Raw genomic sequence first — 12,776 nt, forward strand, 5'->3', positions numbered from 1 at the left:
AGACATTAAAAAACCCGGCACATGGCCGGGTTTTTTAATGTCTGAAAAATACCTATTCAGCTTCTTGCTTTACCACATGCACTGTCCGTTGCGGGAACGGAATGGTAATGCCCTGTGCATCAAAGGCTTCCTTGGCCTGCTCCTGAATATCCCAGAACACACCCCAGAAATCCTCTGTTTTAGTCCACATGCGCAGCGACAGGTTTACCGAGTTATCGCCCAGTGAAACCAACCACACAACCGCTTCGGGATCTTTCAATACTCGGCTATCCGCTGCCGCCAGACCCAGCAGAATGGAGCGCGCCTGCTTGACGTCGTCGCCGTAATCGATACCAATATTAACATCAACACGGCGAGTGGCCTGGCGTGAGTAGTTGACGATATTGCCATTGGACAAACTGCCATTGGGAACAATGACCGTCTTGTTATCCGGAGTCTTCAAAATAGTATTGAAAATCTGAATGCTATCAACGGTACCGCCAACACCCTGTGCCTCGATGTAATCGCCAGCACGGAATGGACGCAAAAACAGAATGAGCGCGCCGCCCGCGAAATTGGCCAAACTGCCTTGTAGCGCCAGCCCCACCGCCAGACCGGCAGCACCCAATACGGCAATAAACGAGGTGGTCTCGATCCCCACCATGCCAGCCACACTGACCAACAACAGCACCTTGAGCGCGATACTTGCCAGCGAAGAAACAAAGCCATGCAAGGTGGGCTCAACGTTACGCTTCTGCATTAGCGTGTTCAGCGCAGCTACCAGGCGGCCAACAATCCACCAACCAACCGCAAGCGTGAGCAATGCCAACAAAAACTGGCTGCCGTACTCAAGTACCAGCGGCAACCACGCCTCCTCCAGGCCCTGTAGCTTTTCCATAAGTCCCTCCATTGCACTACCCCCAAATAGATTTAAAGTTTTTAATCACGAAAATTGTTGAACTGCAGAGGCATATCGAGCGAGCTATTGCGCAGCAGCGCCATCGCTTCCTGCAAGTCATCGCGCTTCTTACCGGTTACCCTGACCTGCTCCCCTTGAATGGCTGCCTGCACCTTCAGTTTGGCGTCCTTGATGAGAGCGACAATCTTGCGCGCCAGATCCTTGTCTATGCCTTCCTTTAGGGCCACATCCTGCTTTACTTGCTTGCCCGAGGCAAATGAGTCCTTGATCTCAAGGCACTGGATATCGACGTTGCGCTTGACCAGACACAGCTTGAGAATTTCCAGCATCTGCTCAAGCTGAAAGTCTGCTTCCGATGAAATAGTGACCTGCAGATTCTTGCTATTGAATTCAAAGCCGCCCTTACCACGCAAATCGTAACGCCGCTCAAGCTCTTTCATGGCATTATCTACCGCGTTGGTTACTTCATGTTTATCAAGCTCAGAAACAACGTCAAACGATGGCATTGGAATCACCTCACACAAAACGCATAATTATGATGTTCGATAGAAAACAACAGTATAACCTCGTAGCATTATAACGGCAGTCAGCCAGAGACCAGCAGGGAGCACCTTCGATGCCTAACCCCCAACTCAGTATTTTGGTGGTGGACGATACCAAGTTCAGTAGCGCCGTTATCGGACACACCCTGAGTCAGGCCGGTTACAACGATATTCGTTTCGCCAACTCTGCAATGGATGCCCTGCGTATGCAGGAAGAGCGTCCAGCCAGCGTTATGGTCGCCGATTGGCTCATGCCGGAGATGGACGGGCTTGAATTGACCACGCGTATCCGTCAAATGGATGAGCAGGACAATCACTATACCTACGTTGTCTTGCTGACCGCCCGCGAAGGCGACAATGTCCTCAGCGAGGCGTTTGACCGTGGCGTTGATGACTTCATCAGCAAGTCCTCAATGAATGAACAACTGCTGCCTCGCATTTTTGCCGCCGACCGCACCTCCCAGCTGATTAATCGTCTACTGGACGAAAATCACCTGCTGGCCAATAACAATGCCCAGCTCGAAGAACACAATCTGGTCGACACCCTGACAGCGATCGGCAATCGTCGCTACCTATTGCAGCGCCTGAAAGAAGCGCTGCGCAGCGTTGATTCACGCGGTGGCGCCTGCTGCGTCGTACTGCTGGGCGTACAAAACCTGGTATCGCTAGGCGATCGCTTCGGCGAAGCGGTGCAGAGCGAGGTTCTGCGAGGCACCGCCAGGCGCCTGCAACAGCTGGTGCGCCCCACCGATGTAATAGCCCGGGTAGCCACTAACGCCTTCGCCATTGTGACCCTCGCAGACGATGCCGAAGAGTGTAAACCCAACAGCTTTCGCCGCCTGCACGACGGTCTCAACCTCAAAGCCTTTAAAACAACCGAAGGCTATTTGTCGATTCGCGCTGGTATGGCGTTATGCACCGTCACTAACAAAGATGATCTGCCTAGTCCCGAGGACTTGCTAGCCAAAGTCGAAGACCACCTGCAGCAGGCCTACGAAACCAATCTGATCACCGAAGTTCGCGGTAAATAACCCACTTCATGGTGCATGTTCTTGGTGCTGGCAGTCTCGGTCTGCTGTGGATTGCGCGGCTGCAGCAGGCCAACCAGTCCTGCTGCCTGCTACTGCGTAACTCATCTGCACTGACGCAATGGCAAAACAACAGCAACCAATTGATATTTGAGCACCACGGCGCCCGCCGCGTGCTCCCCGTAACCACAGAGATTGCCTCCCAGAGCACTGGCCCGATAGACATCGTCGTTGTAGCCACCAAGGCCTACGCCGTCATCTCGGCGCTGGAGTCTATCCGTCACCGGCTGAATCCGGGCAGCCAGATACTACTGCTACAAAATGGCCTTGGTGCGCAGCAAGAGGTCAGTGCTGCATTCGCGCAACAGCGGGTGCTCTACGCCAGCGTCACCGATGGCGCTTGGCAACCGTCACCGCAGCATCTGGTCTGGGCAGGGCAAGGCAAAACGGTTATTGGAGATCCGGATCAACAACCCCCGCCCCCTTGGCTGGAGCGCATAACCAGCAGCATCGAATGGCAGTGGGATAACGACATCCTTGCCGTGCTGTGGCGCAAGCTGGCAATCAACTGCGCGATCAACCCATTCACCCTGCTATTTGACTGCGTCAATGGCGCCGTGCCGAGCCGCGCGGGTGATTGGTTAGATAGGTGCATTGAGGAATTACAGCTGCTATTGGCAGCACAGGGTGTCGCTGACACTAACGAGCTCGCCAAACAGATTCATGACGTCATTCAGCGCACTGCGAGCAACAGCTCCTCAATGCGCCAGGACCTGCGTGCCAAGCGCCGCACCGAGCTGGATTATATTCTCGGCTATGCCTGCCGCCAGGCGCAGCAACGCAATATAGCGGTTCCCGCCCTCACCCGCTTACTGCAGGCAACCCGTCAGTGCTTGGCCGATAAAAACCTGCCCGTGGACTGACCACCCGCTTTACCGCTAGGCTTACGCGATATTCAAGCAATCAACACTTTATTTAGCGGAGAGCGAAACACCATGGGCTATCGTTTGAGCAAGCTCTATACCCGTACCGGCGATAAGGGCGACACGGGCCTGGCGAATGGCGAACGTATCGCCAAGAACCATCCGCGCGTCGCGGCCATGGGAGACGTAGATGAGCTTAATTGCCAGGTGGGCCTGCTCATCACCGAGTTAACCGACTACCGCGTGCATCCTTTGCTCGCACTGCTAACGCCTATACAGCATCGCCTGTTTGATCTGGGTGGCGAACTGGCGGTACCTGGCCACGACATGATCGATGCCGCTGATGTGGCGCAGCTGGAGCAGGCTATTGACGAGCTGAACGCCGATTTGGAACCGCTGACAAACTTCATTCTGCCAGGCGGTTCAAAGGCGATTGCGCAGGCGCACATGGCGCGCAGTGTGTGTCGCCGAGCGGAACGACAATACATCAGCCTGGCGCAACAGGTTGAGGTAAATCAGCAGGCGCTGATCTACCTCAACCGGTTATCTGATCTGCTGTTTGTGCTGGCGCGGACCATTGCCCGCCTTGAGGAAACGCCGGAAGTGCTCTGGGCTCCCAAACCCAAGCCTGCAGCCTGAGCCTGGGAAGCACAGCGCGTCAGACCTTGAACGCGCTGATAATACTTTGCAGCGATTGCACCAACTGCGTCATACGGCCACTGGACTCTTCGGCCTGACTCGCCCCTGCAGCAGTGCGCTCGCCAGCCTGATTGATTTCCACGATATTGTGATCGATATCATGGCTGACGGCGGTCTGCTGCTCTGCAGCCGCCGCAATCTGCTGACTCTGATCAACGATATGCACGACTGACTTGAGAATATTGTCGAGCCCTTCCTGCACCTTGCGGGAGGCATCCACGGCTTCTGCCGTCATGCTATGACTGCTACCCATAGCCTTCACCGCCGCACTCACGCCATCTTGCAGACGCACGATCATCTGCTCAATTTCTTCGGTTGATTGCTGGGTACGGCGCGCCAGGGTGCGCACTTCGTCCGCGACCACGGCAAAACCTCGACCCTGCTCGCCAGCGCGCGCTGCCTCAATGGCGGCGTTGAGCGCCAACAGGTTGGTTTGTTCGGCAACCCCTTTGATTACATCCAGCACGCGGCTGATTGATGAGCTGTCATCGGCCAACTGGTTGATAACCCGAACCGAGTTTTCAATCTCACCAGAGAGTTTTTCAATCCCATCCACCGAGGATTCCACCAGGCGCCGACCACTGAGCGTTTGGTTGTTAACCTCCTCAGCGTTGGTTACTGCCAAGGCAGCGCTGCGGGCAACTTCCTGTGAGGTTGCCGCCATCTCATTCATGGCCGTTGCAACCTGCTCGATCTGACTACGCTGAGACGCTGCCGCATGGCTACTTTCGGTAGCGATGTTCTCGACTTGACGCGACTGCTCCTGCACCTGATCCGAGGTAGTACTGACCTGACGAATCAGCTCACGAACCTTGAGCACTGTGTTATTAAAGTCCGCCGCCAGATCGCCCAGCTCGTCGTGACTATCCACCTCGACTTGAACCGTCATATCGCCGCCGGCCACCTGCCCCATCTGCGAAGACAAGCGTTTCAGGGTGCGACGCGTCGCCATATAGAAACCGGCGTAGAGATAAATGATCAGCAAGCCAACCAGAGAGAGCGACACAATAAGGATCAGCATAGACCGCTGATTCTGCCCTAAACGCGCTTTCAACCGCGTAGACAAGGTGTCAAAGATCGCTGCATCCAGCGCGTAGGTCTTTTCAATTTCGACCGTAATGCGCGCAAAGTAATCATCCCACTCGCCTTCCAGTGAGTTAGCCAAAATGATTTCTTCATCAAATATGTTCTGTGCAACGCTCAAACTCTCCAAACTGGCATCAGCCGCCGGTTTGAGGCCCTGCAGCTCTGACCCGGACAACGTCTGCTGCAGCTTCTGCTGATAGTTTGCAGTCAGCTTTTGCAGCGTCTCAAACAGGTCATCCATTGCACGACTGGCATCAGAGTTAATGAAACCCAGCCCCATGGAGTAAGCGCCCACGGCACGCCCTTCGCCCAGTGCGGAGGTAACCTGCGGGGTAGCATCAATGAGCAATTCTGTGAGTTGACGAACGTCGCGATCAAAGTCCTGCGGCAGACCTGCATAGGCCGCACTAAAGTTCAGCAAGGTAGCCGCTTCGGCCAGTCCCTGCACCGCTAGCACCTTCTTACCGCTAACCGACTCATTGGCCAAGCCTTGGTAAAGCGCAATCAACTCGTCGCGTTTAGTGGCAACATCTGCTGCAGCATCGTCTTGCGTATCCAGAGGCAACGCCTGCAGCTTTTCCAGCACTTGCTTACGCAAACCTGCACCACGGGCTTCCAGCTCTGCTGCAAGCTGACCCTGCCCCAGCATGGAGGTCACGTTCTCCATATCCCGGATCACTTCTGCATCATGCACAATGGCCGAGCTCGCTCGCACGAGCTCCAGGTTCTGCTGGGCGTGGCGCGTCATCTGAACACGCTCGTAAGCCTGATGGACCACCATACTGCTAACAATGCCGAGCGGAATAAAAAAGAGCACGCTGATCAGACAGAACTTCATTCCGTAGCTGAGGCGGTTCATCAGGGCAATGGCAGGCGCAAGAAGACTATTCACCCAGTTTTTCTCCTAAATAGACCGGTCTATGGCAGACCTGGCAGGCATCGTCCCGACACCCCTGTTTGTTGTTATATGTACTACTATTTCGGACCTGTTAACGCGTAGCTAATTCTTTTCGTCCCATGCTGAGCCTATCGGCTGATACCGAGACAACTTTAACGTTGGGGCGAAATCTATCCCAAGAGTGCCAGCAGCGCCACAGGTACAGCCCAAGCCAGTGCCGCGCGGAATAACAGTGAGCGGATCGGAGCTAAAACGTTCCCGCTTTGCGCTTGGCTGGATTCACCTTCGATGGCCGCCTCTGCCGCCTTGGACAAGAACAGCTCAACCGGTTGCTCCCAATCACCCCACAAACCGCGCATCGCCCCGAAGACCCGATCGTAATGTCCAACCAGTGCAAAGCTGACCGCAAGCAATCGTGCCGGCAACCACTCCATCGCGTGCACGAGACTGCCCGCGTAACCCTGCGCTTCAACCGGGAGTCTATCTACGTATAGCCTTAACAGACGGTATCCCAATGCGCCCATGGGGCCAAGGAGCAGAAACCAGAGTAATGGCACGAAATAACTGGCACAGGCTTCGACCAGCATGCGACTGCGGACCTGCGCGACAAGCATCCTCTCATCGCTTGCCCGCACGCCCCAGTCATTCTCAGCAATTAAGGTTGCCGCGGCTTTGTCACCTCGTCCCCAGGCTTGCTCAAAGCGGCATCCAAAGCCGCGCAGCAAATCATGCCCGCCCAACCCCAGCAGCAACACCAGAACGCCCAGCGCCAGCACAAAAATGCCGTGCGCCACATCGGCCAGCAACCAGAAGGCAATTTCCAACGGTAACAACGGCAGCAACAGACATAGCAGCGCTGGCCAGCCCGGTCGGCGCTCAGCAAATCGCGCACTGTAGCGCGCCCAGGCAGCAGTCAAATCCGGACGCACGCCGCGACTCAGGGGCGTGAATCGAATCAACAGAACGGTCGCCAACAAAATGAGGAAACGCATGCGCAGGACCTTTAAGCAGTGGGTTTAACAGACGTCAGGCTGAGCAAAAACCGGCGCCAATCGAAAGCGCTGCCCGGATCTGTCTTGCGTCCCGGCGCGATAAACTCATGCCCGGTAACCCGATAGGGAGTGATCGCCGGATAGGCCAGCTGCAGGGCCTGAGTCAATTCGCCAAGAGCAGCATACTGCGCGTCAGTGTAGGGCGTCTGATCTGTGCCCTCCAGCTCTACGCCAATAGAGAAGTCATTGCAGTTGTCGCGCCCGCCAAAAAAGGAGGCACCGGCATGCCAGGCACGCTCGTCACAACTGACAAATTGGGTGATAGCGCCGTCGCGCTCAATAAAAAAATGTGCGGATACGCGCAGGTGCGCGATTTCAGCGAAATAAGGATGCAGGGAGGAATCGAGCTGACCGCAGAAAAAACGCTGCACGTGGCCACCACCGAAGTCGCCCGGCGGCAAACTGATATTGTGCACAACAAGAAGCGACACAGCTTCGCCGTCAGGGCGATCATTAAAATGCTCTGAACGGCATATTCGCGCGCTGTCTAACCAGCCCTTATGCAGGCGCATTATGCTCAAACTCCCATCAACAAAACCTTATGCTAACAGGAGCAAAGCAGCCACGCACCCGGCTTGGATCAGGGTTTTCCGGATTGCAGGCGCCGCAGGTTGCCAATCACTGACTCAAGCGCGCGATCAAACAGCTGGTTCTCGTCCAGTACTGTAATCAGGCCCTGCTCAAAATGGTGCGCCAGCTCAATCCTGCCAAACTCGGCGACCTTCATGCCGCCACGATTGACGAAGATATATTTGCCGCTGAAGCTGATGATTGCTGCCAGCTTGCAGCGTTGCTCTGGCCGACCTTCGGTCGCACCCAAGCGAAACCAACAGCCAGCACGCAGGCTCTCGATCCAACGCTGAGCGCCGACACTAGGCAAGTCATCAACCGTGTCCGCCTCTGGCTCCGAATCCAGCTGTTCCAGCACCGGAGCTTCAACCCGTATCTGCGCAATAGGCTCGATAACCGACTCGGGCGTTTCCGGCTGCAGGGGTGACGATACGCTTTCCTGCTCAGGCACGTCAGCAGCAGCTGCGCCCTGAACCGCATCGCCTCCTGCCCGCACCGACTCTTCCGGGCTTTCAATTTTTTGCACGGCAACGCGTGCAGCGGCTTGAGCTGCACGCTCATCTAGTATTTTCTGCGCAGCGTCTTGTGCCACCGCGAGCGCTCGCGCCTGAGGCAGTGATAACCGCGCGACCTGCACAGCGACCGCAGAGGCGTCCATCCCCAGCGATTCAAGGCCCACATGTAATGCATCAAGCACCTGTTGGTTACTCTCAGCGCGCGCGCGCATCTCACCCAGAGGGACGGGTTCAATACTATCGATCATGCGCTGAGCCAGGTCGACACTCTGCCGCCACGCCTTGGAGTCCGCACCTTCGCGCAGACAGACCATTTGCAGCACTTGACTCCAGCTATCACGCAACAGGTCAACCAGCGTCACCGGGAGCGTACGACCGACCAACAGGTTGTTGATGACCTTGGCAACGTCATTGCGCGCCAGTTGCATGCGCGCTCGCCCTTCTTCAGCATCGCGCGTGCGCTGCTCTATCCGATCTGAGCGACGCTGCTCATTACGCAGACAATTGGTGAGCTCAACATTCAGCGCCTCAAACAACGAGTCCTGTGGTGCACTGACCGCCAACAATTGCTCCACGATACTCTCCAGCAGCGCATGCAGCTGATCGCGGCGCAGATCATCGTGGTCATTCCAGCCCATGGTAGCCCGTGCCAGCTCATTGAGCAGGCGGCGCGCAGGGTGAGAGCCCCGACTGAAGAAACTCTTGTCGGCAATGGCTACGCGCAAGATGGGCAGTTGCAGGCGGCTGATCATGGCCTTGACAGCGGCAGGTAGCGCCGGATCTTCCAGGATAAAATCAAACAACATGGACACCAGGCTAATGACATCGTCATCCACCCGGCCCAAGGTTTTGTGATCCCCACCCGTCTGATGCCGCTGCTGCTGCAACAGCTGCTGAATACGTTGACGCATGCCCGGGAGCTGATTCTCGGCATCACCATTAGCCAGCTGATCCGCCGGCATGTCGGCAAGTACTTGCAGCAGTTCGTTGCTGGGCATGGGCTTGGCGCCCGCGCCGGTCAACCCCGATAGCGCCATGTCACCGCTGGCGTGACGCCAGTTGCCGATAAGCTCACTGAACATACTCAGCACTTCTTGCTGATCGGCACTGCTGGACTGACCGCTTCGGGCTTCATTGCTAGAAGATGAACCAGACCCGGCCGCAGGCACGCGGCGCGAGCTAGGCGTCACTTGCGCCAGCCGCAGGTCAGGCATCACCCCAGAATTGATCAGCAGCGTATTGAGCTCTTCGTATTCAGTATCAATTGGATTGAATACATAGCGCTCAAACAGCTTGAAAATAATCAGACGAACCTTGATTTCCAACCCCAGCGGCTTAATTGCATCAGCAAAATACTGGGCTAGCGCTGCCGGCGCCAAGGGGTTATTGCGCTCATCAATCAGGCTTTTGACCAGGCTGTTACTGCGGATAGCCAAGTGCATCAACGGCTGCTGGTTTCGCCCATTAACCCTGCTGACCATGCCGTCCAGCGTGACCGACTGCTCCAGCTCATCAGGCTGCACCAAAGCCAGGCTATCCAGCTCGAAAGAGGTATGCAGGGCGCGAGCAGGTGTGTCGCTATTTAACCTTTCGGTCGCCTGAACAAGCTCGTCAGCAGCATTCTTTAGAATGGCGCCACGCTGCAGGCGCACAGCACGCATAGCTTCAAAAAACAGGTTCTGCTCGGCGTTACTTGAGGCCCGATCGGCCATTTCGAAGAGATTGTCGTCCGCCGCATCAAACAGGGTATTGAGCGCGCCAAGGAGATATTGCTGAAGGTGCTCGCGAACCGCTATGAGCGGCAGTGGCAAAACAGAGGAACCCTCGCCCGCCCGCGCGCCCTTGCGGCCAGCGAGATTCGGCTTAATCGATACAACCTTGGGATCCTGGGACATGCTGCCTCTCTTGATAAGCGTGGCTTATCGCGCAAAACGCCTGGGATGCTTATTCCACTAAAAAGGTAGTCTTCCGTGTGTCGTAAATTTGGCGTCAAAATTTTTAATCATTATACCCACTTTCATAACCAGCGCATCCTGCGTCGTTATATTTTATGGACATAGATCACATTCTAGACATCAGTTTTTACCTTGCACCAGCATGACAATATAGCGATTGCATCTTTGGCTAACGCCGAATCGACAATCCTGGTATATCCTGAGAGCGCATCGGTTCAAAAACACATTAATAACAGTGGTATGGCATGTCCATATCCACAACGGTAGACATCAGGAGCAGCATTAATGGAAGCAATCATCAACCTGATCGGCCAGATTAATGGCGTTGTCTGGGGTCCCGCCATGCTAGCGCTACTGGCAGGCACCGGGCTCTACTTGACGCTTGGCCTCAAGCTTATCCCGCAACGCAAACTATTTTATGGCTTCAGCATGCTCTGGCGCGGCCGCAAGAGCAGTGAAGAAGGCGATATAAGCCCTTTCAACGCATTGATGACCGCTCTTTCGGCAACGGTCGGCACCGGTAATATTGCTGGCGTTGCTACCGCCATCTTCTTTGGCGGGCCCGGCGCACTCTTCTGGATGTGGGTCATCGCGCTGGTTGGCATGGCCACCAAGTTTGCCGAGGCAGTCCTGGCAGTGCGCTTTCGCGAGAAGGACGCACTGGGAAACCACGTCGGCGGTCCGATGTACTACATCAAAAACGGCTTGGGTACCAAGTGGAAATGGCTGGGCATCATGTTTGCTATTTTTGGCATGCTCGCCGGCTTCGGCATCGGTAATACCATCCAGTCCAACTCGGTTGCTGATGCACTGAGCAGCAGCTTTGGCATCCCGCCACTGGTTACCGGCATTATCATCGCCGTGCTGGTTGCCCTGGTTCTGCTCGGCGGCATCAAGCGTATTGGCGATGTTGCCGGTAAGCTGGTACCTATCATGGCGCTGTTCTACGTCGGTGGCGGGCTGATCATTTTGATCACGCACTTCGACCGCATCCCAGCCGCCTTCGCCGACATCATCCACTACGCGTTCAACCCCGCAGCCGCTGCTGGCGGCTTTGCCGGTGCTACTATCTGGGCAGCAATGCGCTTTGGTATTGCCCGCGGCGTCTTCTCCAATGAAGCGGGCTTGGGCAGCGCGCCTATCGCCCATGCCGCAGCGCAGACCAACAACCCGATTCGCCAGGGTACCGTTGCTATGCTGGGTACCTTCATCGACACCATTATCATTTGCTCGATCACTGGCCTGGTGATCATGGTGACCGGCGCCTGGCAGAGCGGCGAGAACGGCGCGCCGATGTCGGCACTGGCCTTCAGTCAGGGTCTGCCCGGTGGCTGGGGTCAATACATCGTCAGTATTGGTTTGGCCGTGTTTGCTTTCACCACCATCATCGGCTGGAGCTTTTACTCCGAAAAATGCACCCAGTTTCTGTTCGGCGAGCGCTCCAACACTCCCTTCCGCGTACTGTGGATTATTGCCGTACCGCTGGGCACCATACCGAACATTGATCTGGCCAGCCTTTGGCTGGTTGCGGACACGCTGAATGCCATGATGGCAATCCCCAACCTGATTGCTCTGCTGCTACTCAGCCCCGTGGTATTCCGCCTGACGCGTGATTATTTCAATAATCCGACACCCTGAGAAAGAAGCTCAACTGCAGCTCTGACCTGCGACCGATACCCGCCTTTCGAGGCGGGTATTTTTTTATCAATCGGGTATACTCGCCGGCATTCGGAAACACTGCTGGAGCCCCCATGCCAAACCTGACTCTCGAGAGCCTACAGGCCGTCATCGTTGACGATGTGCGCCGCGCATTAAATGAAGACGTGGGCGATGGCGACATCACCGCCAGCCTGATTCCGGCCAATAACCAGGCATCCGCTAGCATCATCACCCGCGAAGCTGCCGTATTCTGCGGCCGCGCCTGGGCCGACGAAGTTGTGCGCCAGGTCGATCCCAGCATTCAAATCGAGTGGCGGGTTGCCGATGGCGATATGCTCAGCGCTGACCAGACCCTGTGCCGCCTGCACGGCCCGGCACGAGGCCTGCTGACAGCCGAACGCTGCATGCTCAACTTCATTCAGACCTTATCCGCTACGGCAACCCGTAGCCGCCACTTCGCCGACCTGGTGAAAGATACCGCAGTCAAGCTGCTCGATACCCGCAAGACACTGCCAGGCTTGCGCATGGCGCAAAAGTACGCCGTTACCTGCGGTGGTTGCCATAATCACCGCATCGGACTTTTTGATGCCTTTCTGATCAAGGAAAACCACATAGCGGCGTGCGGCGGTATAGCCGCCGCCATCACCCAGGCGAACCAGATCGCGCCCGGCAAGCCGGTGGAAGTAGAAGTAGAAAGTCTGGATGAATTGCAACAGGCGCTGGACGCCGGCGCCGACATCGTCATGCTGGATGAGCTGAGCCTGGAAGATATGCGCAAAGCGGTGAGCCTGACCGCTGGCAAGGCCGCTCTGGAAGCCTCTGGCGGCATCAACGAAACTACCCTGCGCAGCGTAGCCGACACCGGTGTTGACTATATATCAATCGGCAGCCTGACCAAGGATGTCAAAGCCGTTGACCTGTCGATGCGCCTGCGCTTTCAAACCACCTGAA

10 protein-coding genes and 2 pseudogenes are annotated in these 12,776 nt (G+C 56.1%); 5 read left to right on the forward strand and 7 right to left on the reverse strand.

Features of this window, described 5'->3' with window-relative positions; genetic code table 11:
• Positions 1-52: 52 nt before the first annotated feature.
• On the reverse strand, positions 53-889 hold the full coding sequence (locus H4J77_RS02110; protein ID WP_123888704.1) for a mechanosensitive ion channel family protein: 837 nt from the start codon (positions 887-889) through the stop codon (positions 53-55).
• Positions 890-918: 29 nt separating this feature from the next.
• On the reverse strand, positions 919-1,404 hold the full coding sequence (locus H4J77_RS02115; RefSeq protein WP_123888703.1) for a YajQ family cyclic di-GMP-binding protein: 486 nt from the start codon (positions 1,402-1,404) through the stop codon (positions 919-921).
• A 110-nt stretch (positions 1,405-1,514) separates the two neighbouring features.
• Here H4J77_RS02115 and H4J77_RS02120 point away from each other — a divergent pair, with 110 nt between their 5' ends.
• The 3 genes from H4J77_RS02120 to H4J77_RS02130 all read left to right on the forward strand — a co-directional run bounded on the left by H4J77_RS02120 (position 1,515) and on the right by H4J77_RS02130 (position 4,030).
• A complete protein-coding gene (locus H4J77_RS02120; RefSeq protein ID WP_123888702.1) occupies positions 1,515-2,471 on the forward strand; it encodes a response regulator in 957 nt (318 codons plus the stop codon).
• An 8-nt stretch (positions 2,472-2,479) separates the two neighbouring features.
• A complete protein-coding gene (locus H4J77_RS02125) occupies positions 2,480-3,391 on the forward strand; it encodes a 2-dehydropantoate 2-reductase (protein ID WP_123888701.1) in 912 nt (303 codons plus the stop codon).
• A gap of 72 nt (positions 3,392-3,463) precedes the next feature.
• Complete coding sequence (locus H4J77_RS02130; protein WP_123888700.1) at positions 3,464-4,030, forward strand: cob(I)yrinic acid a,c-diamide adenosyltransferase; 567 nt, start codon at positions 3,464-3,466, stop codon at positions 4,028-4,030.
• A 19-nt stretch (positions 4,031-4,049) separates the two neighbouring features.
• On the opposite strand, the pseudogene H4J77_RS20275 reads toward H4J77_RS02130, so the two are convergent.
• The 5 genes and pseudogenes from H4J77_RS20275 to H4J77_RS02150 all read right to left on the reverse strand — a co-directional run.
• Positions 4,050-4,586, reverse strand: a pseudogene (locus H4J77_RS20275) (methyl-accepting chemotaxis protein); the annotation flags it as partial.
• 324 nt (positions 4,587-4,910) lie between these two features.
• Positions 4,911-6,035, reverse strand: a pseudogene (locus H4J77_RS20280) (HAMP domain-containing protein); the annotation flags it as partial.
• A gap of 209 nt (positions 6,036-6,244) precedes the next feature.
• The gene (gene ampE / locus H4J77_RS02140; protein ID WP_123888698.1) at positions 6,245-7,066 is read right to left on the reverse strand and encodes a regulatory signaling modulator protein AmpE; all 822 of its coding nucleotides are present in this window, start codon (positions 7,064-7,066) and stop codon (positions 6,245-6,247) included.
• An 11-nt stretch (positions 7,067-7,077) separates the two neighbouring features.
• Positions 7,078-7,638: a 1,6-anhydro-N-acetylmuramyl-L-alanine amidase AmpD gene (ampD, locus tag H4J77_RS02145; RefSeq protein WP_123888697.1), complete on the reverse strand. Its 561-nt coding sequence runs from the start codon at positions 7,636-7,638 to the stop codon at positions 7,078-7,080.
• A gap of 68 nt (positions 7,639-7,706) precedes the next feature.
• A complete protein-coding gene (locus H4J77_RS02150; protein WP_123888696.1) occupies positions 7,707-10,106 on the reverse strand; it encodes a DUF1631 domain-containing protein in 2,400 nt (799 codons plus the stop codon).
• A gap of 345 nt (positions 10,107-10,451) precedes the next feature.
• Here H4J77_RS02150 and H4J77_RS02155 point away from each other — a divergent pair, with 345 nt between their 5' ends.
• Together H4J77_RS02155 and nadC are read left to right on the forward strand one after the other, a co-directional pair.
• Positions 10,452-11,804, forward strand: a complete 1,353-nt coding sequence (locus H4J77_RS02155; protein ID WP_123888695.1) for a sodium:alanine symporter family protein — start codon at positions 10,452-10,454, stop codon at positions 11,802-11,804.
• A 113-nt stretch (positions 11,805-11,917) separates the two neighbouring features.
• Positions 11,918-12,775, forward strand: coding sequence for a carboxylating nicotinate-nucleotide diphosphorylase (gene nadC, locus H4J77_RS02160; protein WP_123888694.1), 858 nt, complete (start codon positions 11,918-11,920; stop codon positions 12,773-12,775).
• Position 12,776 lies beyond the last annotated feature (1 nt).

This window comes from Pseudomonas sp. 5Ae-yellow, from assembly GCF_014077575.1.
Lineage (GTDB): Bacteria > Pseudomonadota > Gammaproteobacteria > Pseudomonadales > Pseudomonadaceae > Halopseudomonas > Halopseudomonas neustonica.